The sequence below is a fragment of the Streptomyces sp. NPDC107538 genome (assembly GCF_055657445.1).
Genome location: NZ_JBVKAY010000012.1, coordinates 59,986 through 81,828 on the forward strand (window position 1 = coordinate 59,986; position 21,843 = coordinate 81,828).

The 21,843-nt window shown below is 71.7% G+C and carries 24 protein-coding genes; 6 read left to right on the forward strand and 18 right to left on the reverse strand.

Features of this window, described 5'->3' with window-relative positions:
• From ACZ7MG_RS32815 to hisI, 5 genes are all read right to left on the reverse strand, one after another.
• Positions 1–498: a DUF2752 domain-containing protein gene (locus tag ACZ7MG_RS32815; RefSeq protein WP_471394555.1), complete on the reverse strand. Its 498-nt coding sequence runs from the start codon at positions 496–498 to the stop codon at positions 1–3.
• An 85-nt stretch (positions 499–583) separates the two neighbouring features.
• Positions 584–856 (reverse strand): HGxxPAAW family protein, encoded by a 273-nt coding sequence (locus ACZ7MG_RS32820; protein WP_471394552.1) that lies wholly within the window; start codon positions 854–856, stop codon positions 584–586.
• 168 nt (positions 857–1,024) lie between these two features.
• Positions 1,025–1,669 carry a TIGR02234 family membrane protein gene (locus tag ACZ7MG_RS32825; protein WP_471394549.1) on the reverse strand — a complete coding sequence of 215 codons (645 nt, stop codon included), beginning with the start codon at positions 1,667–1,669 and terminating at the stop codon, positions 1,025–1,027.
• A 25-nt stretch (positions 1,670–1,694) separates the two neighbouring features.
• On the reverse strand, positions 1,695–3,200 hold the full coding sequence (locus tag ACZ7MG_RS32830) for an anthranilate synthase component I (protein ID WP_471394546.1): 1,506 nt from the start codon (positions 3,198–3,200) through the stop codon (positions 1,695–1,697).
• A gap of 11 nt (positions 3,201–3,211) precedes the next feature.
• Complete coding sequence (hisI, locus tag ACZ7MG_RS32835; protein ID WP_471394544.1) at positions 3,212–3,658, reverse strand: phosphoribosyl-AMP cyclohydrolase; 447 nt, start codon at positions 3,656–3,658, stop codon at positions 3,212–3,214.
• A gap of 168 nt (positions 3,659–3,826) precedes the next feature.
• On the opposite strand from hisI, the gene ACZ7MG_RS32840 reads away from it, so the two are divergent.
• Complete coding sequence (locus ACZ7MG_RS32840) at positions 3,827–4,462, forward strand: TIGR03085 family metal-binding protein (RefSeq protein WP_471394541.1); 636 nt, start codon at positions 3,827–3,829, stop codon at positions 4,460–4,462.
• Positions 4,463–4,564: 102 nt separating this feature from the next.
• Here the strand turns inward: ACZ7MG_RS32840 and hisF are convergent, their stop codons facing one another.
• From hisF to hisD, 8 genes are read right to left on the reverse strand one after another with little or no spacing between them, the layout of a single operon-like run.
• Positions 4,565–5,320, reverse strand: a complete 756-nt coding sequence (gene hisF / locus ACZ7MG_RS32845; RefSeq protein WP_471394538.1) for an imidazole glycerol phosphate synthase subunit HisF — start codon at positions 5,318–5,320, stop codon at positions 4,565–4,567.
• A 36-nt stretch (positions 5,321–5,356) separates the two neighbouring features.
• Positions 5,357–5,749, reverse strand: a complete 393-nt coding sequence (locus ACZ7MG_RS32850) for a RidA family protein (RefSeq protein ID WP_033528083.1) — start codon at positions 5,747–5,749, stop codon at positions 5,357–5,359.
• Between the two features lie 34 nt (positions 5,750–5,783).
• Positions 5,784–6,509, reverse strand: a complete 726-nt coding sequence (gene priA / locus ACZ7MG_RS32855) for a bifunctional 1-(5-phosphoribosyl)-5-((5-phosphoribosylamino)methylideneamino)imidazole-4-carboxamide isomerase/phosphoribosylanthranilate isomerase PriA (protein ID WP_471394535.1) — start codon at positions 6,507–6,509, stop codon at positions 5,784–5,786.
• Positions 6,509–7,159, reverse strand: a complete 651-nt coding sequence (gene hisH, locus ACZ7MG_RS32860) for an imidazole glycerol phosphate synthase subunit HisH (RefSeq protein WP_471394532.1) — start codon at positions 7,157–7,159, stop codon at positions 6,509–6,511. The genes priA and hisH overlap by 1 nt, the downstream gene beginning before the upstream one ends.
• Complete coding sequence (locus ACZ7MG_RS32865; RefSeq protein WP_033528086.1) at positions 7,150–7,314, reverse strand: hypothetical protein; 165 nt, start codon at positions 7,312–7,314, stop codon at positions 7,150–7,152. The genes hisH and ACZ7MG_RS32865 overlap by 10 nt, the downstream gene beginning before the upstream one ends.
• Entirely contained in the window at positions 7,311–7,904 is a 594-nt protein-coding gene (gene hisB, locus ACZ7MG_RS32870) for an imidazoleglycerol-phosphate dehydratase HisB (protein WP_471394529.1), read from the reverse strand. Before hisB ends, ACZ7MG_RS32865 begins: the two co-directional genes overlap by 4 nt.
• Positions 7,901–9,010: a histidinol-phosphate transaminase gene (locus ACZ7MG_RS32875; protein ID WP_471394526.1), complete on the reverse strand. Its 1,110-nt coding sequence runs from the start codon at positions 9,008–9,010 to the stop codon at positions 7,901–7,903. Before ACZ7MG_RS32875 ends, hisB begins: the two co-directional genes overlap by 4 nt.
• Positions 9,007–10,329, reverse strand: a complete 1,323-nt coding sequence (gene hisD, locus ACZ7MG_RS32880; RefSeq protein WP_471394524.1) for a histidinol dehydrogenase — start codon at positions 10,327–10,329, stop codon at positions 9,007–9,009. Before hisD ends, ACZ7MG_RS32875 begins: the two co-directional genes overlap by 4 nt.
• A 209-nt stretch (positions 10,330–10,538) precedes the next feature.
• Between hisD and ACZ7MG_RS32885 the strand changes: the two genes are divergently transcribed.
• The 4 genes from ACZ7MG_RS32885 to ybaK all read left to right on the forward strand — a co-directional run bounded on the left by ACZ7MG_RS32885 (position 10,539) and on the right by ybaK (position 14,636).
• The gene (locus ACZ7MG_RS32885; RefSeq protein ID WP_471394522.1) at positions 10,539–12,122 is read left to right on the forward strand and encodes an oxidoreductase; all 1,584 of its coding nucleotides are present in this window, start codon (positions 10,539–10,541) and stop codon (positions 12,120–12,122) included.
• A gap of 168 nt (positions 12,123–12,290) precedes the next feature.
• On the forward strand, positions 12,291–13,301 hold the full coding sequence (locus ACZ7MG_RS32890) for a hypothetical protein (RefSeq protein ID WP_471394519.1): 1,011 nt from the start codon (positions 12,291–12,293) through the stop codon (positions 13,299–13,301).
• A 70-nt stretch (positions 13,302–13,371) separates the two neighbouring features.
• On the forward strand, positions 13,372–14,112 hold the full coding sequence (locus ACZ7MG_RS32895; protein ID WP_471394516.1) for an LON peptidase substrate-binding domain-containing protein: 741 nt from the start codon (positions 13,372–13,374) through the stop codon (positions 14,110–14,112).
• Between the two features lie 23 nt (positions 14,113–14,135).
• Positions 14,136–14,636 carry a Cys-tRNA(Pro) deacylase gene (gene ybaK / locus ACZ7MG_RS32900; RefSeq protein WP_471394512.1) on the forward strand — a complete coding sequence of 167 codons (501 nt, stop codon included), beginning with the start codon at positions 14,136–14,138 and terminating at the stop codon, positions 14,634–14,636.
• A 186-nt stretch (positions 14,637–14,822) separates the two neighbouring features.
• Here the strand turns inward: ybaK and ACZ7MG_RS32905 are convergent, their stop codons facing one another.
• The 4 genes from ACZ7MG_RS32905 to ACZ7MG_RS32920 form a co-directional block, all read right to left on the reverse strand.
• Positions 14,823–15,479, reverse strand: a complete 657-nt coding sequence (locus ACZ7MG_RS32905) for a DUF2567 domain-containing protein (RefSeq protein ID WP_471394509.1) — start codon at positions 15,477–15,479, stop codon at positions 14,823–14,825.
• 34 nt (positions 15,480–15,513) lie between these two features.
• Positions 15,514–16,374, reverse strand: a complete 861-nt coding sequence (locus tag ACZ7MG_RS32910) for an ABC transporter permease (RefSeq protein WP_471394507.1) — start codon at positions 16,372–16,374, stop codon at positions 15,514–15,516.
• 70 nt (positions 16,375–16,444) lie between these two features.
• A complete protein-coding gene (locus ACZ7MG_RS32915; protein WP_471394504.1) occupies positions 16,445–17,470 on the reverse strand; it encodes an ABC transporter ATP-binding protein in 1,026 nt (341 codons plus the stop codon).
• Between the two features lie 169 nt (positions 17,471–17,639).
• Positions 17,640–18,863: an NYN domain-containing protein gene (locus ACZ7MG_RS32920; protein ID WP_471394502.1), complete on the reverse strand. Its 1,224-nt coding sequence runs from the start codon at positions 18,861–18,863 to the stop codon at positions 17,640–17,642.
• Positions 18,864–19,106: 243 nt separating this feature from the next.
• Here ACZ7MG_RS32920 and ACZ7MG_RS32925 point away from each other — a divergent pair, with 243 nt between their 5' ends.
• Positions 19,107–19,271: a hypothetical protein gene (locus tag ACZ7MG_RS32925; RefSeq protein WP_086755445.1), complete on the forward strand. Its 165-nt coding sequence runs from the start codon at positions 19,107–19,109 to the stop codon at positions 19,269–19,271.
• Positions 19,272–19,389: 118 nt separating this feature from the next.
• On the opposite strand, the gene dnaE is transcribed toward ACZ7MG_RS32925, so the two are convergent.
• Positions 19,390–21,843, reverse strand: a 2,454-nt coding sequence (gene dnaE / locus ACZ7MG_RS32930; protein WP_471946338.1) for a DNA polymerase III subunit alpha, incomplete at its 5' end; no start/stop codon positions are given.

Genomic DNA, 21,843 nt, shown 5'->3' on the forward strand with positions numbered 1-21,843 from the left:
TCAAGGATGGAGCCAGCCACCGAACGGCGAGTTCCGGACAACCGTGAAGACCAGCGCCAACGCACCCAGTGACCACATCTGCACAGGTCCGAGCCGCAGCCGCAGCGGTCGACCGCGCGCCGTGTGGACCACCCAAACGGTCCACAGCACCGCGAAGCCCAGGAAACCCGCCACGGCCAGCGCGTTGTCGGTGAGGGCGGTCGCGAGGTCCCCGTGCGCGAAGGCGTGCGCACTGCGCAGACCGCCGCAGCCGGGGCAGTAGAGACCGGTGAAGCGCCACAAGGGGCAGACCGGGTAGTGGCCGGGTTCGTTGGGGTCCACGGCCGCGACGTACGCGAAGGCCCCGCCCACGGCCGTGAGCACCGCGGCGGGCAGCCAGAGCCCGCCCGGCGTGCGGCCGGGTTCGCGGCCCCTGCCCCGGCCCGGGTGCGCGGCGGTCGCATCGGCCGTTCCGGCGCGCGGCGCGGTCGGCTGGGTCTCGGCGTTCACACACCGCATTCTGCCCCGCGCGGGCCGTACACGCGCACGAGGGACGGCCCGGTGGTGTGCCGGGCCGTCCCTCGTACGGGCGTCAGCGCCGAAGTCAGCTCTTGGCGCCGGCCGGCTCGGGGGTCGTCGCGCCCTGCGCGCGGACCGTCGCCGTCTCGTACGCGGCGTGCGCGTCCTTCGGCTGGCCCAGGCCCATGGACCGCATGACCATGCCGACGACGCCGCCGAGGACGACGATGACCATGCCGGCCCAGAATCCCAGCGGCTGGGCCATCACCATGTAGGCGCCCGAGACGCAGAAACCGATGAAGGCGATGGTGACGCCGGTCCAGGCGGCCGGGGTGTGACCGTGGCTGCTGCCCGCCATGACTTGCTCCTCGTTGTTCATTGCGCGGTGCTCGATGCGTGTCGCTCGATGCCTGTGCTGAGTCGGACGCTCGCCGTCCATTGTCCCGTACGGATGCGGGTGCCTTGAGCGGGGGTGTCCACTCTCACGTTCCGGGTTTCGTTCGGTCGGCCCGTCGGCCGGTGCGGCCTAGGCCGGATCCGGTCCCGTCGGGTCATCGCCCCGGTCCAGGGCCTTCCACATGTCCTCGGGCCGGTCGGGGTCGACCGGCTTGGCCTTGCGCGGCCGGGGGGTGCCGTCGCGTTCGTAGCGGCCGGACATCGCGGGCCACAGCCGTCCGTAGCGGAGCGCGAGCAGCCCGGCGAGCAGGATGAGCGCGCCGCCGACGGCCGCGACGTACGGCCAGCCGGTGTGGCTGAGCGCGTCGACGGTCGCGGCGTTGTCGCCGGAGGCCTCGGCCGCCTTGTCGTCTAGCGCCGAGCTGTCGTACGCGCCGAGCAGCGCGGCGGCGACCGTGCCCGCGCCGGAGAGCGCGAGCAGGGCGGCGACCAGGACGCGCCCGGACCGGCGTACGGCGAAGACGGCGACGAGCGCGGCGAGGCCCACCACTGCGAGCGCCGCGGGCACGCCGGTGACGTCGCTGCCCTGGGCGGTCAGCGGGAAGTCGCCGCCGGCCACCGAGATGGTGCCCTCCGACCAGCGCTGGCGGCTGGCGAGCAGCGCGACGGCCGCGCCGAGCGCACCGCTGAGCAGCGCCACGGCGAGGCTGCGCCGGCCGGAGCGGAGAGCCACGGGTTCGGAACGGGGGTGAGGTACAGCGGTCACGTACTCCACTATCGCCTGCCGCCCCGGTGGCTCGTCACCCGGGGTTCACGTGAGAAACCTCCTGTCGTCCGAGCCGGTTGGCCGTGTGCACCGCGCGGAGGACCGCCGCCGCCTTGTTGCGGCACTCGGTGTCCTCGGCGACCGGGTCGGAGTCGGCGACGATTCCGGCGCCGGCCTGGACGTACGCCGTGCCGTTGCGGAGGAGGGCCGTGCGGATGGCGATGGCGGTGTCGGAGTCGCCCGCGAAGTCGAGATAGCCGACGCAGCCGCCGTACAGGCCCCGGCGGGACGGCTCCAGCTCGTCGATGATCTGCATCGCGCGGGGCTTCGGGGCGCCGGAGAGGGTGCCGGCGGGGAAGCAGGCGGTGAGGACGTCGAAGGCGGTACGGCCCGCCGCGACCCGGCCGGTGACGGTGGACACGATGTGCATCACGTGCGAGTACCGCTCGACGGACATGAAGTCGACGACCTCGACCGAGCCCGGTTCGCAGACCCGGCCCAGGTCGTTGCGGCCCAGGTCGACGAGCATCAGGTGCTCGGCGCGCTCCTTGGGGTCGGCGAGCAGCTCCTCGGCGAGGGTCTGGTCCTCCTGCGGGGTGGCGCCCCGGTGCCGGGTGCCGGCGATGGGGTGGACCATGGCCTGCCCGTCCTCGACCTTGACCAGGGCCTCGGGCGAGGAGCCGACGACGTCGAAGCCGTCGAAGCGGAACAGGTACATGTACGGCGACGGGTTGGTCGCCCTCAGGACGCGGTAGACGTCCAACGCGCTTGCCGTGCACGGGGTTTCGAAGCGCTGGGAGGGGACGACCTGGAAGGCCTCGCCGGCCCGGATGCGCTCCTTGATGTCCTCGACGGCCTCCTGGAAGTCGGGGCCGCCCCACAGCGCGGTGTACTCGGGCAGCTCCGAGGGCGGGAGGACCGCCGGGGGCTGGGCGACGGGCCGGGCGAGGTCGGCCTCCATGGCGTCGAGGCGGGCGACGGCGTCGGCGTACGCCTCGTCGACGCCGGTGTCCAGGTCGTTGTGGTTGATGGCGTTGGCGATGAGGAGGACCGAGCCCTCCCAGTGGTCCATGACCGCCAGATCGCTGGTCAGCAGCATGGTCAGCTCGGGCAGGCCGAGGTCGTCCCGCTCACCGGGGCCGATCTTCTCCAGGCGGCGCACGATGTCGTAGCCGAGGTACCCGACCATGCCGCCGGTGAAGGGCGGCATGCCCTCCTGGTGGGGGGTGTGGAGCGTCTCGATGGTGGCGCGCAGGGCGGCGAGGGGGTCGCCGTCCACAGGGACGCCCACGGGCGGGGTGCCGAGCCAGTGGGCCTGTCCGTCCCGGGCGGTGAGGGTGGCGTGGCTGCGGACGCCCACGAAGGAGTAGCGGGACCACGAGCGGCCGTTCTCCGCGGACTCCAGCAGGAAGGTGCCGGGGCGCTCGGCGGCGAGCTTGCGGTAGAGCGCGACCGGGGTGTCGCCGTCGGCGAGGAGCTTGCGGCTGACGGGGATGACCCGGCGGTCGTCGGCCAGCTTGCGGAAGGTCTCGAGGTCCATGGCGGCTGACCTTACTGATCCAGTGACGGTACGTCGGAATCGGCGCCGCCCTCGGCGGACTTGAGGACGTCCTCGTCGAAGCAGGTGCGGGCGCCGGTGTGGCAGGCGGCGCCGACCTGGTCGACCTTGACGAGGAGGGTGTCGGCGTCGCAGTCCAGGGCGACGGACTTCACCCACTGGAAGTGGCCGGAGGTGTCGCCCTTCACCCAGTACTCGCGGCGGCTGCGCGACCAGTAGGTGCAGCGGCCGGTGGTGAGCGTGCGGTGCAGGGCCTCGTCGTCCATCCAGCCGAGCATGAGCACCTCGCCGGTGTCGTACTGCTGGGCGACGGCGGGCAGGAGCCCGTCGGCGCCGCGCTTGAGGCGGGCGGCGATCTCGGGATCCAGCGCGCTGGGAGTGCCGGGGCCGGCGGGGGCTCCGGAACTGGGGGGGCTGCTGGGGGACGGCGTGCTGGTCATGCGTGCCATTGTGCCGCGCCGCGCCGACCGGCCTCGCCGGTTGTCCACAGGCCGGACCTTCTTGTCATACGAACCTGTCGTACGAACACACCCCCAGGCCCGGGGGTCCGTCCCGTCTCGGCCGGACCTGCGCTGGGCGGAGCACCGGCCCGGTCGTAGGCTGGCGGCATGTCGACCCATGCCAAGCGTGAACGGCTTCTCTTCGCCGACCTGTTGGAGACCGCGGGCCCCGAGGCCCCCACCCTGTGCGAGGGCTGGACGACCCGTGACCTCGCCGCGCACGTCGTGGTGCGCGAGCGCCGCCCCGACGCCGCCGGGGGCATTCTGATCAAGCAGCTCGCGTCGCGCCTGGACCGGGTGATGGCGGAGTTCGCCGCGAAGCCGTACGAGGAGCTGATCCAGCTCGTGCGCACCGGTCCGCCGCGTTTCTCACCCTTCAACCTCAAGCAGATCGACGAGGCGTCGAACACGATCGAGTTCTACGTCCACACCGAGGACATCCGCCGCGCCCGGCCCGAGTGGACGCCGCGCGAGCTGGACCACGTCTTCCAGGACGCCCTGTGGTCCCGTCTGGAGCGGACCGCCCGCCTCATGGGCCGCGGCTCCCCCACCGGCCTGGTCCTGCGCCGCCCCGACGGCCGGACCGCTGTCGCCCACCGCGGCGCCCCGGTCGTCACCGTCACCGGCGAACCCTCCGAACTCCTCCTCTTCCTCTACGGCCGTCAGCAGGTCGCCGACGTGGAGCTGGAGGGCGAGAAGGAGGCCATCACCAAGCTGCACGAGACGAAGCAGCTGGGGATCTGAGGCGTGGCCACCGCACGCGTGCCCCGGCCATGACCCCTGATGTAAGCCCCGGCCACCTGGTGGCCGGGGCTTACATCAGAGCCCGTAGAGATGCCTGCGGTGTCAGCGCACCGGGTGTCCGGCGTCCCGCAGCGCGGCCTTGACCTCGCCGATGCGCAGGTCGCCGAAGTGGAACACGGAGGCGGCGAGGACGGCGTCGGCGCCCGCCTCGATGGCCGGGGGGAAGTCCCCGAGCCGGCCGGCGCCGCCGGAGGCGATGACGGGGACGGTGACGTGCTTGCGGACGGCGGTGATCATCTCCAGGTCGTAGCCGTCCTTGGTGCCGTCCGCGTCCATCGAGTTGAGCAGGATCTCGCCGGCGCCCAGGTCGGCGGCCCGGTGGGCCCACTCGACGGCGTCGATGCCGGTGCCCTTGCGCCCTCCGTGGGTGGTGACCTCGAAGGATCCGGACTCGGTGCGGCGCGCGTCCACCGACAGGACGAGCACCTGGCGGCCGAAGCGCTCGGCGATCTCACGGATCAGCTCGGGGCGGGCGATCGCCGCCGTGTTGACGCCGACCTTGTCCGCGCCCGCCCGCAGCAGCTTGTCCACGTCCTCGGCCGTGCGGACGCCGCCGCCGACCGTCAGCGGGATGAAGACCTGCTCGGCGGTGCGGCGCACCACGTCGTACGTCGTCTCGCGGTTGCCCGACGAGGCGGTGATGTCCAGGAACGTCAGCTCGTCGGCGCCCTCGGCGTCGTACACCTTCGCCATCTCGACGGGGTCGCCCGCGTCGCGCAGGTTCTGGAAGTTGACGCCCTTGACGACCCGGCCGTTGTCCACGTCCAGGCAGGGGATGACTCGGACCGCCAGGGTCATGAGAATCCACGGCTCCTTAAGTAGGCCCCGGAAGGCCTAGCCTCTGAATGCTTCGATCTCTACTTCGACCAGGATGCGCGGGTCGACGAAACCCTCCACGACCAGCAGGGTCGCGGCCGGACGCACCGGGTCGAAGATCTCCTTGTGGGCCCGCCCCACGGCTTCCACGTCCCGCATGTGCGTCAGGTACATCCGCGTACGGATCACGGCCCCGGCACCGAGCCCGAACTCGCCGAGCGCCTCGACCGCGCTGGTGAAGGCCACCTTGGCCTGTTCGTACGGGTCGCCCTCCCCGTACAGCACATCGCCCTTGAAGGCCGTCGTGCCCGCCACCAGGACGCGGTCGCCCGCCGCGACGGCGCGCGCGAAACCGAAGGACTCCTCCCAGGGACTCCCGCTCTGTACGCGCCGCACGGCATCGGACGTCATGACGACGCACTCGTTTCCGGGACAGTCACGGCAGTCACGACACGGCCTCCAGTGCCTCTTCCAGGGTGAACGCCTTGGCGTACAGGGCCTTGCCGACGATGGAGCCCTCGACGCCGAGGGGCACCAGTTCGGCGATGGCCCGCAGGTCGTCGAGAGAGGACACGCCGCCGGAGGCCACGACCGGGCGGTCGGTGGCCGCGCACACGTTCCTCAGCAGCTCCAGGTTGGGGCCCTGGAGGGTGCCGTCCTTGGCGATGTCCGTGACGACGTACCGCGCGCAGCCCTCCTTGTCGAGGCGCTCCAGCGTCTCGTAGAGGTCGCCGCCGTCGCGGGTCCAGCCACGGCCCTTGAGGGTCGTCCCGCGTACGTCGAGGCCCACGGCGATCCTGTCGCCGTGTTCGGCGATGACCTTGGCGACCCACTCGGGGGTCTCCAGGGCGGCGGTGCCGAGGTTGACGCGGGTGCAGCCGGTGGCCAGGGCCTTGGCCAGGGAGGCGTCGTCCCGGATGCCGCCGGAGAGTTCGACCTTGATGTCCATGGCCCGGGTGACCTCGGCGACCAGGTCCCGGTTGTCGCCGGTGCCGAACGCGGCGTCCAGGTCGACCAGGTGCAGCCACTCGGCGCCCGCGCGCTGCCAGGCGAGGGCGGCCTCCAGGGGAGAGCCGTAGGAGGTCTCCGTGCCGGACTCGCCGTGGACGAGCCGGACCGCCTGGCCGTCGCGGACGTCGACGGCGGGCAGGAGTTCGAGCTTCGAAGCCATCAGAGGGTTCCGATCCAGTTGTTCAGCAGCTGCGCTCCGGCGTCGCCGGACTTCTCGGGGTGGAACTGGGTGGCCCACAGCGCGCCGTTCTCCACGGCCGCCACGAAGGGCTTGCCGTGTGTCGACCAGGTGACCCTGGGCGCGGTCAGCGCGGGGTTGTGCGTCTCCAGGGACCAGTCGTGGACGGCGTAGGAGTGCACGAAGTAGAAGCGGGCGTCGGCGTCCAGGCCGGCGAACAGCCGGGTGTCGGCCGGGGCGTCGACGGTGTTCCAGCCCATGTGCGGCACGATCTCGGCCTGCAGCGGTTCGACGGCGCCGGGCCATTCGTCGAGGCCCTCGGTCTCCACGCCGTGTTCGATGCCGCGGGCGAAGAGGATCTGCATGCCGACGCAGATGCCCATCACCGGACGGCCGCCGGAGAGCCGGCGGTCGATGATCCAGTCGCCGCGCGCCTCCTTCAGGCCCTTCATACAGGCGGCGAAGGCGCCGACGCCGGGGACGAGCAGCCCGTCGGCGTTCATGGCCGTGTCGAAGTCACGCGTTATCTCGACCTGGGCGCCGGTGCGTGCGAGGGCGCGCTCGGCGGAGCGTACGTTCCCGAAGCCGTAGTCGAAGACGACGACTCGTTTCGCGGTGGCGCTCAATTCCACACCTCCAGCCGCAGGATGCCCGCGACGAGACACATCGCGGCGCCGATCGACAGCAGCGTGATGAGGCTCTTCGGCATCTGCTGCTTGGCGAACGAGATGATCCCGCCGACCAGGAAGAGGCCGACGACGATCAGGACGGTGGACAGACCGTTCACAGCGCCCCCTTCGTGGAGGGAAGGATGCCCGCCGCGCGCGGGTCGCGCTCGGAGGCGTAGCGCAGGGCCCGCGCCAGCGCCTTGAACTGGCATTCGACGATGTGGTGGGCGTTGCGCCCGTACGGCACGTGCACGTGCAGCGCGATCTGGGCCTGGGCGACGAAGGACTCCAGGATGTGCCGGGTCATGGTGGTGTCGTACTCGCCGATCATCGGCGCCATCTTCTCGGGCTCGGTGTGCACGAGGTAGGGGCGGCCGGACAGGTCGACGGTGACCTGGGCGAGGGACTCGTCCAGCGGGACCGTGCAGTTGCCGAAGCGGTAGATGCCCACCTTGTCGCCGAGGGCCTGCTTGAAGGCGGCGCCCAGCGCGAGGGCGGTGTCCTCGATGGTGTGGTGGGAGTCGATGTGCAGGTCGCCGTCGGTCTTCACGGTCAGGTCGAACAGTCCGTGCCGGCCGAGCTGGTCGAGCATGTGGTCGTAGAAACCGACCCCGGTGGAGATCTCCGTCCGGCCGGTGCCGTCGAGGTTGATCTCGACGAGGACCGAGGTCTCCTTCGTCGTCCGCTCTGTACGTCCTACGCGGCTCATTCGCCCGTCTCCTTCTTCAGTTCACGTACCGCGTCGAGGAACGCGTCGTTCTCGGCCGGGGTTCCCGCCGTCACACGCAGCCATCCCGGTACGCCGTTGTCCCGGACCAGGACGCCCCGGTCGAGGATCTTCCGCCAGACGCCGTGCGCGTCCTCGAACCTGCCGAACTGCACGAAGTTGGCGTCGGACTCGGTCACCTGGTAGCCGACGGCGCGCAGTTCGGCGACCAGCCGGTCCCGCTCCGCCTTCAGCTGTTCGACATAGCCGAGGAGGGTGTCGGTGTGCTCCAGGGCGGCCAGCGCGGTCGCCTGGGTGACGGCGGAGAGGTGGTACGGCAGCCGTACGAGCTGGACCGCGTCCACGACCGCCGGGTGGGCGGCGAGATAGCCGAGGCGCAGTCCGGCCGCGCCGAAGGCCTTGGACATCGTCCGGGAGACGACGAGGTGCGGCCGTCCGTCGAGCAGCGGCAGCAGTGAGTCGCCGTGGCTGAACTCGATGTAGGCCTCGTCGACCACGACCATGGACGGCCCGGCGGCCTGGGCGGCCTCGTGCAGCGCGAGCACGGTCTCCCGCGGGACGGCGTTGCCCGTGGGGTTGTTGGGGGTGGTGATGAAGACGACGTCCGGCCGGTGCTCGGCGATCGCCTGCTCGGCGGCGGCGAGGTCGATCGTGAAGTCGTCGTTGCGCGGGCCGGAGATCCAGCCGGTGCCGGTGCCGCGCGCGATCAGCCCGTGCATGGAGTACGAGGGCTCGAAGCCGATGGCGGTTCGGCCGGGCCCGCCGAAGGTCTGCAGCAGCTGCTGGATGACCTCGTTGGAGCCGTTGGCCGCCCAAACGTTTGTTGGATCGACCCCGTATCCCGACGTCTTCGTCAGATACTCGGCGAGCCGCGTCCGCAGCTCCACCGCGTCCCGGTCGGGGTAGCGGTTGAGGTGCCGGGCGGCTTCCCGCACCCGCTCGGCGATCCGCTCGACCAGCGGCTCGGGCAGCGGGTACGGGTTCTCGTTGGTGTTCAGGCGTACGGGGACGTCGAGCTGGGGGGCGCCGTACGGGCTCTTGCCGCGCAGTTCGTCCCGTACGGGAAGATCGTCGATTCCGAAACTCACTGACCAGGTACCTTCCACCCGAACCGGGCCTTGATCGCCGCGCCGTGCGCGGGCAGGTCCTCCGCCTCCGCCAGCGTCACCACATGGTGCGCGACCTCGGCCAGCGCGTCCTCGGTGTAGTCGACGATGTGGATGCCGCGCAGGAAGGACTGGACGGACAGACCGGAGGAGTGGCAGGCACAGCCGCCGGTCGGGAGCACATGGTTGGAGCCGGCCGCGTAGTCGCCCAGGGAGACCGGCGCCCAGGGGCCGATGAAGATCGCGCCCGCGTTGACGACCCGCTCGGCGACCGCGGCGGGGTCGGCCGTCTGGATCTCCAGGTGCTCGGCGCCGTACGCGTTGACGACCCTCAGGCCCTCGTCGACGCCGTCGACCAGGACGATCGCGGACTGGCGGCCCGCGAGGGAGGGCCGGATGCGGTCCTCGATGTGCTTGCTGGCCTCGACCTGCGGCGCCAGCTCCTTCTCGACGGCGTCGGCGAGCGCGACGGAGTCGGTGACGAGGACGGCGGCGGCGAGCGGGTCGTGCTCGGCCTGGCTGATCAGGTCGGCGGCGACGTGCACCGGGTCGGCGGTGTCGTCGGCGAGGACCGCGATCTCGGTCGGGCCCGCCTCGGAGTCGATGCCGATGACCCCGGTGAAGTACCGCTTGGCGGCGGCCACCCAGATGTTGCCCGGCCCGGTGACCATGTTGGCCGGCGGGCAGGACTCGGTGCCGTACGCGAACATCGCGACGGCGGTGGCGCCACCGGCCGCGTACACCTCGTCGACGCCGAGCAGCGCGCAGGCGGCCAGGATCGTGGGGTGCGGCAGCCCGTCGAACTGGGCCTGCGCCGGGGAGGCGAGGGCGGTCGAGGGGACACCGGCCTCCTGCGCCGGGACCACGTTCATGATCACGGAGGACGGGTAGACCGACCGGCCGCCGGGGGCGTAGAGGCCGACGCGCTCGACCGGGACCCACTTCTCGGTGACCGTGCCGCCGGGGACGACCTGGGTGGTGTGGGTGGAGCGGCGCTGCTCACGGTGGACGATGCGGGCGCGGCGGATGGACTCCTCCAGCGCCGCGCGGACGGCCGGGTCGAGCTCCTCCAACGCGCGCGTGAGCGCCTCGGCCGGGACCCGTACGGAGGCCAGACGCACCCCGTCGAACTTCTCCGCGAAGTCGATCAGCGCCGCGTCGCCCCGATGATGCACGGCCTCGCAGATCGGACGCACCTTCTCCAGGGCGGCCGAGACGTCGAAGTCGGCTCGGGGCAGCAGGTCGCGCAGGGCGGGTCCCTCCGGGAGGGCGTCGCCGCGCAGATCGATTCGGGAGATCACACGCCCAATTCTCTCAGACCTCCGCAGGCCACTGTTCGCGCGTATCAATGGCTGATACAGATCGGCGGGGAACGCGGAAGATCCCGGGGGTCTGGGGGTGTCCCCCAGAAGGCACAGCACGTTGAGTGTTCGAGGGGTGACTCAGCGGGCATCACCGGTGTGACCAGTTGCGCCATACACGTGAGTGAGGGACGGGGGAAGGAAGAGCAGTGAGTGAGGGGCCCGGCATCCGGGACGACGGGGACCTGCCGGAAGATCTGACGGCGGCCGAGGCGGGCATGTGGCAGGCGTTCCGCAACGGCAGTGTGTACGACCTGCGCGACGGGGACATCGCCGTGGACGACCCGCACGGCGGCCACCCCTGGGGGCCCGAGCGGACCGTGCGGGCCCGGATCGTGGCCTGGCTGCTGCTGGACGGACCGCCGGCGCTGGCCGGCCGGGTCTCCGCGCTGAAGCTGGTGGGCGTGCAGATCAAGGGCGTCCTGGAGCTGGCGGGCGGCCAGGTGGTGCCGTACGTGGAGATGAGGGGCTGCCGGTTCGAGAAGGAGATCCTGGTCCCGGAGGCCCGGTTCACGACCGTACGGCTGGTGGACTGCTCGGTGCCCCGGCTGGAGGCGGCCCGGCTGCACACGGAGGGCGATCTGCATCTGCCGCGCTGCCGGTTCCACAACGGGGTGCGGCTCGCGGACGCGCACATCGGCACCGATCTGCTGCTCAACCAGGCGATCGTCTACCGCGACCGGCACGGCCGCTCGCTCTCCGCCGACGGGCTGACCGTCGCCCAGGACGTCCAGGCGGAGATGCTGGAGTCGCACGGCGAGCTGAGCCTGCGCGGCGCGACCGTCGGCGCCTCGCTCAGCCTGCGCGGCAGCCGGCTCGCCAACCCGTACGACCGTCTCGCCCTGAACGCCCCCCAGCTGACCGTCGAACGCACGCTCTATCTGACCCCGGCGGGCGTGGGCAACCCGCTGCACACCAGCGGCAGCACGCCCGCGCGCGGCACCCGGGTGCAGCGCTTCGAGTGCCAGGGCGGCATCCGGCTGGACGACGGGCGGTTCGGCGACTCCGTCGACCTGGAGCGGGCCCGGTTCACCTTCACGGATGAACAGGAGCTGTCGCTGCGCCGCGTCCAGGTGCCCGAGCTGCGGTTTCTCGGCGAGAGACCCGAGCGCGGCAAGGTCGTCCTGTCCGGCGCCCGGGTCGGCGTCCTGGTCGACCGGGCGGACAGCTGGCCGGGTCCGGGCAACCTCCACATGGGCGGCTTCCAGTACGAGACCCTCGTACCGCGCGGCCAGTTCCCGCTGGCCGAACGGCTGGAGTGGGTGGCGGCGGCGACCGCCGAGTACAGCCCGGAGCCGTACGAGCGGCTGGCGACCGTGCTGCGGGCCGGCGGGGACGACGAGGGCGCCCGCGAGGTGCTCCTCGCCAAGCAGCGCCACCGGCGGGAGAACCTGCCGCTCGCGGCCAAGCTCTGGGGCTACGCGCAGGACTGGACGGTCGCCTACGGGTACCGGCCGGGCCGGGCCGCGGTGTGGATGGCGCTGCTGTGGGCGCTGACCTCGTACGCCTTCTCGCATGCCGACCATCCGCCGATGAAGAAGGGCGAGCACCCGGAGTGGAGCCCGTCCCTGTTCGCCCTGGACCTGCTGCTGCCGGTCATCGACCTGGGCCAGGCCGGCTACTGGCAGTTGCGCGGCGGCTGGCAGTGGCTGGCCGCGGTGGTGATCATTCTGGGCTGGATCCTCGCGACGACGGTGGCGGCGGGCGCCACCCGGCTCCTGAGCCGGAATTGACAGGTTCTGCCCAGGAAATGCTCGGCGATCCGGACCTGGTCCGAGAAGCACACAACCTGGCTCGCCTTCCCTCCGTCTTGCTACGGAACCATCAACTGCGACACCACGACGGTGAGCACCCGGTCCGCGAGAGCGTCGCCGGTAGAGGCGCGAAGGGGGCTCGGCGCCATGGATCCGCTGCGCGCGCTCGTCCGTACCGCCCGGATGGCACGCCACACGTCACGGCTCGCCGCGGGGCTGCCCGCGGACGACGACGTGCTGCTCGACGCCCCCGACGAGCGGCTCGGACCCGTGCTGGTGGCGGCCGGCCGCGGTGAGTACGCGCCGGCGGCGAAGCTGCTGGCGACCACCCGGGAGGCCGCCGAGTGGGAGAACCGCGACCGGTACACGCTGCGGCTCGCCGCCTTCGCCCGCGCGCGCGACGCGTGGCTGCGGGCCTGGCAGTCGGCCGCCCCGCACGATCCGGACGTGCTGTTGGTCAAGGCCGAGCTGGCGGTGGCGCGCGGCTGGCACTCCCCCGCCCGCGTCGAACTGCTGCGCGAGGTCCACCCGTTGATCGCCGCTGCCGCCGAGGCCGAGCCGCGTGATCCGGTGCCCTGGCGGATCGCCCTCGACCACGCCCGGGGTACCGGCCTCGGCCACACCGGCTTCGAGCGGCTGTGGGCGGAGGCGGTCCGCCGCTCCCCGCACCACTACGGCTGCCATGTCTCCGCCCTCAAGTACCTCTCCGCCGCCTGGTACGGCTCGCACCGCGAGTGCTTCGACTTCGCCGAGCGGGCGGCCGAGGACGCCCTCCCCGGCTCCCTCGTCCGGGCCCTGCCGGTACGGGCGGCCTTCTCCTACCTCGCCGAGGGCGGCGGAGCCGTGATCCCGCGCGGACGGCTGGACCGGGCGGCGGACGGCGCGATCGCGCTCTCCGCCGAGTACGCGCCCGGCGACCCCTGGCCCGCCGAGGTCCGCAATCTGCTGACCTACGTCCTGGTCCGCCTGGAGCGCTGGCCGGACGCCCTGGCCCAGCTGCGCATGGTCGGCCCGTACGCCACGTCCTTCCCGTGGGACCGCGTGTCGGACGATCCGCTGGGCCAGTTCCTTGAGCTGCGGGACGGCGTACGGCTGGAGGTGGCGTGCTCGATGCCGTTGCGCGCACGGCCGAGGAGGCCCGCGCGGGCCGAAGGATAGGCCTCGCCGGAGGTCACCAAACGAATACGAGCGAACGCGCGCGGCCCGACGACCATTAGGCTCTGGCTTCGTGACCACCGTCCGGCTGCCGCTCTTCCCCCTGAACTCGGTGTTGTACCCGGGGCTCGTGCTTCCTCTGAACATCTTCGAGGAGCGCTATCGCGCCATGATGCGCGAGTTGCTGAAGACCCCCGAGGACCAACCCCGCCGCTTCGCCGTCGTCGCCATCCGCGACGGCCACGAGGTCGCGCCGAGCGCCCCCGGCATGCCGGATCCGACCGCCCTGCCCGACAAGGGGCCGACCGCCGGTTTCGGCGACGAGCCGACGAAGGCGTTCCACTCCGTGGGCTGTATCGCGGACGCGGCGACCATCCGGGAGCGCGACAACGGCACGTTCGAGGTTCTGGCGACCGGTACCAGCCGGGTGCGTCTGCTGTCGGTGGACGCCTCGGGGCCGTTTCTGGTGGCGGATCTGGAGGAGTTGCCGGAGGACGCCGGGGACGAGGCGGGCGCGCTCGCCGAGGGGGTCCTGCGGGCGTTCCGCCAGTACCAGAAGCGGCTCGCGGGTGCTCGGGAACGCTCGCTGTCCACGGGGGCGGACCTCCCGGACGAGCCGGCCGTCGTCTCGTACCTCGTCGCGGCGGCGATGATGCTCGACACGCCCGCCAAGCAGCGCCTCCTGCAGGCCCCGGACACCGCGTCCCGGCTGCGCGACGAGCTGAAACTGCTGCGCGCCGAGTCCGCGATCATCCGTAGTCTGCCGTCCTTGCCCGCGTCGGAGCTGACGCGCGGGCCGACGAGCCTCAACTGACGCCCACATACACGAGAAGGCCGATGGCGAAGAAGTCGAAGAAGCAGCAGACCGGTGGCACGCCCGCGACGGTGGCCCTGACGGCGGCGGGCGTGGAGTTCACCGTGCACGCCTACGAGCACGATCCGGCGCATCCGTCCTACGGCGACGAGGCGGCCGAGGCGATGGGTGTGTCGCCCGAGCGGGTCTTCAAGACGCTGGTGGCGGACGTGGACGGCGCGCTGGTGGTCGCGGTCGTGCCGGTGGCGGGGTCGCTGGACCTGAAGTCGCTGGCGACGGCGGTCGGCGGCAAGCGGGCGGCGATGGCCGACCCGACGCTCGCGGAGCGCACGACCGGGTACGTCCGGGGTGGCATCTCCCCCCTCGGCCAGCGCAAGAAGCTCCGCACGGTCCTGGACGCGTCGGCGGACGGCCACGCCACGGTGTGCGTGTCCGCCGGGCGCCGTGGTCTTGAGGTGGAGTTGGCTCCGGGGGATCTGCTGGCGCTGACGGGGGCGACGCTCGCGGCCATCGGCCGCGCCTGACGGCGTCTACGGCGTCTTTCGGCTGCGGGTCCGGTGGGGCTTCTCGCGCCGTTCCCCGCGCCCCTTAAGGGCCTACGGCCCTTTCGGGCCGAAAAAGCAGGGCGCAGCCCGCTTTTTCAGGGGCGCGGGGAACGGCGCGAGAAGCCCCACCGGACCCGCAGCCGCCAGCTCACAGGTACCCCCGAGCTATGAGGCGCCCAACACCGGCTCGTGCTCCACCGGTTCCGGATCCCGCGGCCCGAACAGCGCGGTCAACCCGAGGTGCACCAACAGCCCCGCCAACGGCCAGGCCAGCAACGCCCCCTTCGCCCCGAGCTTCAGCGGCGCCGAGAACGTCACCCCTTGCCCGACCTCCTTCGCCCGCGCCGCGACATCCGTCTCGGGCCCGAGCCACACCCCGAGCCGCCACGCCAGCACGGCCCCCAGCAGCCCGCCCACCATGAGCGCCACCACCAGCGGCACCCCGCCCCGCCGGCGCAGCAGGAAGACGACGAGCCCGCTCAACGCACCCGCGCCGAGGGCCAGCAGCGTGAACGTCCCGTCGACGCCCACGGCCTGTTCGCCCTCGGTGTCCTTGAAGTAGACCGCCGACCCGTCGGAGACGAGCGGTACGTGCGGCGCGAGCCACCACCACAGGAGTCCGAGCAGCGCGCCTCCGAGCAGCGCCATGACCGCGGTGACGACGGCGGCCTCGATCAGCTCGGTCTTCAGGCCGGGCCCGGCCGGCTTCTCCGGCTCGTACCAGAGCGCGGCCCCGCCCCCACCGCTGGTGGGCGGTGGCGCCCAGGGGTCGTTCGGGGACTGGTTGTGCGGCGGCGGAGGGGGAGTCAACGGTGCGGTCACCCTGCCATCGTGCCAGGCGCGGCTGTGCGCCGCGTCACCGGACGGCGGCCCGCCGGTACGCCCAGGTGGCGACGGCGAGCGAGACGACCCCGACCCCGGCGCACACGGCGAGGTCTCCGAGCACGAACGCCCAGTCGGGGTCCGGCCCGAACGTCCGCGCGAGCGCCTCCACGCCGTACGTCGAGGGCAGCAGGTCCCGCGCGAACTGGACGAAGCCCGGCATCCGGTCGGCCGGCAGCACACCGAGGAGCAGCGCGGCGGACATGCCGAGCTGGCCGAGCACGGTGGCGAGTTCCGGACGCGGGGCGAGCAGGCCCAGCGCGGCGCCCAGTCCGGCGAGCGCGGCCCCGGCGAGCGGGATCACGGCGGCCAGCACCCAGAGGTGGGTCAGCGGCAGCCCGAAGAGCACACAGCCGAAGACGGCGGTGACGACGGTGCCGGGGACGGTGAAGGAGGCGTACGCGCCGGCCGCGCCGAGCACCACGGCCGCGGGCGGCACGGGCAGCGTCGCGTAGTGGTCGAGGCCGCCGCTGGAGCGCAGCTGTCCGAAGTACTGGGCCAGCAGGTTCAGTGCGACGAAGGCGACGACGAGTACCGCGGAACCGGCGACCACGGCGTGTGCCTCGGCCCCGCCGTCCACCACTCCGCGCATCAGGATCATGATCCCGATCGACTGGAAGGTGGCCACGAACAGCAGGGGGATCCGTGCGACCCGCGCCCGGGAGAGCTGCGCCACGTACACCGCGCACAGCGACGGCCACAGGCGCGCGCGGGGTCCGAGCTCGGCGGCTCGGCGCTCCACGCGCTCCTCTGCGGCCAGGGCCTTGCCCGGCAGGATCTCGGCGGGTACGACACTCACGTCGAGCTGCTCCTCTTCGCCTCGGCTGTCGCCCATTTTCGTACGGCTGCGGCAGCCCTGCCGTTCACGTCCGCTTCGGCTGTTCTCCGGCTCACGCCCGCGTCCCTCACCCCTTGACCAGTCCCTGTGCGCTGCCCGCGCTGCCGCCGAGGGCCAGGTAGACGTCCTCCAGGCTCGGCGTGGCGAGGGTGAAGTCGTCGAGTGCCACGAAGGCGGCGCCCCCGGTCACGGTGGCCACCACGGCGCGCGCCTCCTCGGGCGCGAGCCGGAGCGTCCACCGGCGCCCGGACTCCACCGCGCGCGGGCGCAGGGCCGCGACCTCGGGCACGTCCAGCGGTGCCTTCTCCCGCCACACCAGGTCGACGCGGACCTCGCCCGCGACCTGCTCCTTCAGCCCGGCCGGCGTGTCGCAGGCGATGACCCGTCCGGTGTCGAGGACGGCGACCCGGTCGAGCACGGTCTCCGCCTCGATGACGTTGTGGGTGACCAGCAGGACGGTGGTGCCGGACTCGGCGCGTCGCCGGTCGACGGCGGCCCATACGGCGCGCCGGGCCACCGGGTCCATCCCGCTGGTGGGCTCGTCGAGCACGAGCAGGGGCCGCTCCCCGACGAGCGCGGTGGCGAAGCAGGCGAGCCGCCGCTGCCCCCCGGACAGCTTCTTCAGCGGACGTGAGGCGAGTTCGGTCAGCCCCAGCTCCTCCAGCACCGCGTCCCGCTCGGCCCGCGCCCGCCGTACCTCCAGGCCGCGCAGCCGCCCGGTGGTCTCGGCGGCGAGCGCCACGGTCAGCTCGTCCAGGGCCGTCGACTCCTGCCCCAGATAGGCGAGGATCCGCGCGGCCCGCTCCGGGTGCCGCACGATGTCGTGGCCCAGGATCTCGACGGTGCCGTCGTCGGGCCGCATCAGCCCGGTCAGCTGCCGTACGAGGGTGGTCTTGCCCGCCCCGTTGGGCCCGAGCAGCCCGAAGATCTCCCCGCGCCGGACCTCCAGTGCCACCGCGTCGTTGGCCCGCACCTCGGGAGTCCCCGGCGCACCCCGCCGCCCGCGCGTCGCCGGATACGTCTTGGTGAGCCCCCGCACAGCACACACGACATCCCCGCTGCGCTGGATCGCCGGTGCCGTACGCGTACTCACGAGGGACGAGCCTACGGGGTCCGGGGCACGGTTTTTCCGCCGGGTCACCCCAGCCGCGCCCCAAAGGGGCGCGGGGCTGTCACATATGCGGCTCCGCCGCGTGGGCGCGACCAGCCACAACGAACGCGCACCCGCCCACGAACAGGCGTCCCCGAGCTACCAGACGCCCTTAGCGCTCCCCGGCCGGCGCATGCTCGACCCCCGTCCGGACATCGATCTCCCGCCAGAACCCGGCCCGGATGGCGTACCGGTCGTGCTCGTCGATCTGATCGTCCTTGTGCGCCAGCAGCCCGAACCGTGCCGCGTACCGCAACAGCTCGCCGTCCACCCGATGCGGCACCCGCGGATACATTCCCGACAGCTTCTGCAGATGGACCTGATCGGTCAGCCGGGCCATCCACCGCCGGGCGAACACCTGACCGACCTCGAAGGGATCGCCCCCCACGGTCGTGATGTCCTCCTCCCGGTCGGCCCACCGCTGCTCCGCCGTCGTCAGCTGCGCCAGCGTCGGCATGGCCGCCGCCTCCGGCGGCTCCGCCGCGCCCCCCGGCCGGTCCACCCACCCCTTGTCGGAGGACCACCGCAGGGTCGCGGTCGCCGGCTGCGGCGCGGCGTGCGCCCCGGGCCCGCGCATCGCCGCGAGATCCTTCGGCGTGGGGACGCCCTTGGGTGCCGACGACCGCTCGGCGGCGCCGTTCTGCGTGGCGCCCGCCGCGGAGGCGTGCTCGGGCTCCCCGGGTGCCCGCTCGGCGGCGGCCGCGAGGGCCGACTCCGGCAGCGGCGCCGACAGGATCGCGGCGATCTCGGGCCGCGGCACCGGCTGCGGCGCGCAGATCCCGCCGAGGTCCTTGGCCCGTACGGCCTTGGTGATCCAGATCCGGTCGAGCACACGCCGCTCGTCGGCCTCGGCGACCAGGTCCTCGGACTGGTTGTAGTCGCCGTCGGCGGCCTGCACGGCCCACAGGTGGACGGCGACGCCGTGTTCCTTGGCGGCCATCATGCCGGGCAGCAGATCCCCGTCGCCGGTCACCAGGACCACGTCGGAGCAGGCGCGGTTGCGGGCCAGTTCGGTCAGTTCGGCGTGCATGGCGGCGTCCACGCCCTTCTGCGCCCAGCGCCCGTCGCTGCGGGTCAGCGCGCCGAGCCGGACGGTCACCCGGGGCATCACCCGCAGCCTGCGGTGCTCGGGCTGCGGCACCCGGTCGGGGGCGCCGTCGAACCAGTAGATGCGCAGCAACGGCCGCTCGGTGTCGGCCTCGGCGCGCTCGCGCAGCCCCTGGATGAGGGCGGCGTGATCGACGGTGATGCGGGAGCGGGAGGGTTCCCCGGCGAGGAGGCTGGCGGCCGCGCCGAGCAGATACCCGGCGTCCACCAGGACGATGCAGCGGTCCACGCGATCCACCCTCTTTCCGGGAGGTTTGCTTCGGGCTTCCTTCGAGTCTGCCCGACCGCGCGGAGGTTAACGGCCGGAACTCGATCTTCGGCGTGGCGTATTGGCCGCGCGCGCCCTGCCGTACGGCACACGGTCCGACAACTCTCGTCACGGACGGTGATTTTCCGAAATGCGTGCCTTGTCATGCTATGTGAGTCTGGTCGCGGCCCTGGCCCCTAGACCCCCTTCAGGAGGCAGATCACCATGGCCAAGAACAAGAAGCAGGACCGTAAGCAGCCGCAGTCCGAGCGTGGTCAGCAGGAGGCCCAGCAGTCCTCGCTGGAGTCGCAGGCCGAGCAGCGCGCGACCCAGGTGACCCCCGGCGACATGGCCCGCAAGGGTCGGCAGAAGCGCTTCGGTCACAACTGACATCTCACAACTGACATCAGCGGACGGGCTGTTGAGGCCCGGGCACACCGAGGGGCGCATCCGAAAGATCGGATGCGCCCCTCGCGCTTCGCACGCCCGCGGGTCCGCCGAGGTCCGCTCAGCCGGCCAGACAGGACGGGCCGAGCAGCACCTTCAGATCGCCGAACAGGGCCGGGTCCGGCTTCACTCGGTGCCGGTCCAGGCGCAGCACGGTCGTCTTGGTGGGCCCCTGGAGCCTGATCCGGACCTCGCTGTCGCCCTTGTGGTGGGTGAGGATCTCGCCGAGCCTGCTGACCATGGGCGGGGTGACGCGGGTGGCCGGGATGGTGAGGATCACCGGGGCGTTGGTGCCCGCGTTGGACAGGTCGGGGACCTGCATCTCCATGGCGACGAGGCGCGGCACCTCCTCGCGCTTGTCGAGGCGGCCCTTGACGAACACCACCGCGTCCTCTACGAGTTGGGTGGAGACGAGCTGGTAGGTCGCCGGGAAGAACATGCACTCGATGGAGCCGGCGAGGTCCTCCACGGTGGCGATGGCCCAGGCGTTGCCCTGCTTGGTCATCTTGCGCTGGAGGCCGGAGATGATGCCGCCGATGGTGACGACCGCGCCGTCCGCGTGCTCACCGCCGGTGAGCTGGGCGATGCCCGCGTCGGCCTTGTCGGAGAGCACGTGCTCCAGGCCGAAGAGGGGGTGGTCGGAGACGTAGAGACCGAGCATCTCCCGCTCCTGGGCGAGGAGATAGGTCTTCTCCCACTCGTCGGTGGTGAACTCGACGTCGAGGCCGAAGCCGGGCTCGCTGCTCTCCTCCTCGCCCATGCCGCCGAAGAGGTCGAACTGCCCCTCGGCCTCCTTGCGCTTGACCGCGACCACGTTGTCGATCATCGAGTCGAAGTGCGCGGTGAGGCCCTTGCGGGTGTGCCCCATCGTGTCGAAGGCGCCCGCCTTGATCAGCGACTCCGTGGTCCGCTTGTTGCAGGCGACCGCCTCGACCTTGTCGAGGTAGTCGGGGAAGGAGGCGTACTTCCCCTTGGCCTTGCGGCTGCGGATGATCGACTCGACCACGTTCGTACCGACGTTGCGGACGGCTTCGAGGCCGAAGAGGATCACGTCGTCGCCCTGGGCGGCGAAGTTGTGCACCGACTCGTTGACGTTCGGCGGGAGCACCTTGATCTTCATGCGCCGGCACTCGTTGAGGTAGACCGCCGACTTGTCCTTGTCGTCCTTGACCGAGGTGAGCAACGCGGCCATGTACTCGGCCGGGTAGTTGGCCTTGAGGTACGCGGTCCAGTAGGAGACGAGGCCGTACGCGGCGGAGTGGGCCTTGTTGAAGGCGTAGCCGGCGAAGGGGACCAGGACGTCCCACAGGGCCTGGATGGCCTCGTCGCTGTAGCCCTTGTCCCGGGCGCCCTTCTGGAAGAGAACGAAGTTCTTCGCCAGTTCCTCGGGCTTCTTCTTGCCCATCACGCGGCGGAGGATGTCGGCCTCGCCGAGCGAGTACCCGGCGATGATCTGGGCGGCCTTCTGCACCTGCTCCTGGTAGACGATCAGGCCGTAGGTGACCGCGAGGACCTCTTCGAGCGGCTCCTCCAGCTCCTTGTGGATCGGCGTGATCTCCTGGCGCTTGTTCTTGCGCTCGGCGTAGTTGATGTGCGAGTTCATGCCCATCGGGCCGGGCCGGTAGAGGGCCGAGACGGCGGAGATGTCCTCGAAGTTGTCGGGCTGCATCTGGCGCAGCAGCGAGCGCATGGGGCCGCCGTCGAACTGGAAGACGCCGAGGGTGTCACCGCGGCAGAGCAGTTCGAAGGTCGTGGGGTCGTCCAGCGGCAGGGCGAGCATCTCCAGGTCGATGCCCTTGTTGGCCTTCACCATCTTGATGGCGTCGTCCATGATCGTGAGGTTGCGCAGGCCCAGGAAGTCCATCTTCAGCAGGCCGAGCGACTCGCACTGCGGGTAGTCCCACTGGGTGATGGTCACGCCGTCGGTGTGCCGCACCCAGATCGGGGCGTGGTCGACGATGGGTTCGCTGGACATGATGACGCCGGCGGCGTGCACGCCCATCTGCCGGACCAGGCCCTCGACGCCCTTGGCGGTGTCGATGACCTTCTTGACGTCCGGTTCGTTCTCGTACATCGACCGGATCTCGCCCGCCTCGCTGTAGCGGGGGTGGGAGGGGTCGGTGATGCCGTTCAGGTCGATGCCCTTGCCGAGGACGTCGGCGGGCATCGCCTTGGTGAGCCGGTCACCCATCGCGTACGGGTAGCCCAGTACGCGCGCGGAGTCCTTGATGGCGTTCTTCGCCTTGATCTTGCCGTAGGTGCCGATCATGGCGACCTTGTCGGCGCCGTACTTCTCGGTCACGTACCGGATCACCTCGACGCGCCGGCGCTCGTCGAAGTCGATGTCGACATCGGGCATCGAGATGCGCTCGGGGTTGAGGAACCGCTCGAAGATCAGTCCGTGCGGGATCGGGTCGAGGTCGGTGATGCCCATGGCGTACGCGACGATCGAGCCGGCGGCGGAACCTCGGCCGGGGCCGACGGCGATGCCCTGCTTCTTGGCCCACATGATGAA

What these genes read in the sequence shown, in the direction of transcription:
- ybaK (WP_471394512.1), top strand. Translation starts at nt 14,136, where the DNA reads ATGGCGAAGAAGTCGAAGAAGCAGCAGACCGGTGGCACGCCCGCGACG.
- ACZ7MG_RS32910 (WP_471394507.1), bottom strand. Translation starts at nt 16,374, where the DNA reads ATGGGCGACAGCCGAGGCGAAGAGGAGCAGCTCGACGTGAGTGTCGTA.
- priA (WP_471394535.1), bottom strand. Translation starts at nt 6,509, where the DNA reads ATGGCTTCGAAGCTCGAACTCCTGCCCGCCGTCGACGTCCGCGACGGC.
- ACZ7MG_RS32850 (WP_033528083.1), bottom strand. Translation starts at nt 5,749, where the DNA reads ATGACGTCCGATGCCGTGCGGCGCGTACAGAGCGGGAGTCCCTGGGAG.
- hisB (WP_471394529.1), bottom strand. Translation starts at nt 7,904, where the DNA reads ATGAGCCGCGTAGGACGTACAGAGCGGACGACGAAGGAGACCTCGGTC.
- ACZ7MG_RS32890 (WP_471394519.1), top strand. Translation starts at nt 12,291, where the DNA reads ATGGATCCGCTGCGCGCGCTCGTCCGTACCGCCCGGATGGCACGCCAC.
- ACZ7MG_RS32820 (WP_471394552.1), bottom strand. Translation starts at nt 856, where the DNA reads ATGGCGGGCAGCAGCCACGGTCACACCCCGGCCGCCTGGACCGGCGTC.
- ACZ7MG_RS32925 (WP_086755445.1), top strand. Translation starts at nt 19,107, where the DNA reads ATGGCCAAGAACAAGAAGCAGGACCGTAAGCAGCCGCAGTCCGAGCGT.
- ACZ7MG_RS32815 (WP_471394555.1), bottom strand. Translation starts at nt 498, where the DNA reads ATGCGGTGTGTGAACGCCGAGACCCAGCCGACCGCGCCGCGCGCCGGA.
- hisF (WP_471394538.1), bottom strand. Translation starts at nt 5,320, where the DNA reads ATGACCCTGGCGGTCCGAGTCATCCCCTGCCTGGACGTGGACAACGGC.
- ACZ7MG_RS32830 (WP_471394546.1), bottom strand. Translation starts at nt 3,200, where the DNA reads ATGGACCTCGAGACCTTCCGCAAGCTGGCCGACGACCGCCGGGTCATC.
- ACZ7MG_RS32840 (WP_471394541.1), top strand. Translation starts at nt 3,827, where the DNA reads ATGTCGACCCATGCCAAGCGTGAACGGCTTCTCTTCGCCGACCTGTTG.
- hisI (WP_471394544.1), bottom strand. Translation starts at nt 3,658, where the DNA reads ATGACCAGCACGCCGTCCCCCAGCAGCCCCCCCAGTTCCGGAGCCCCC.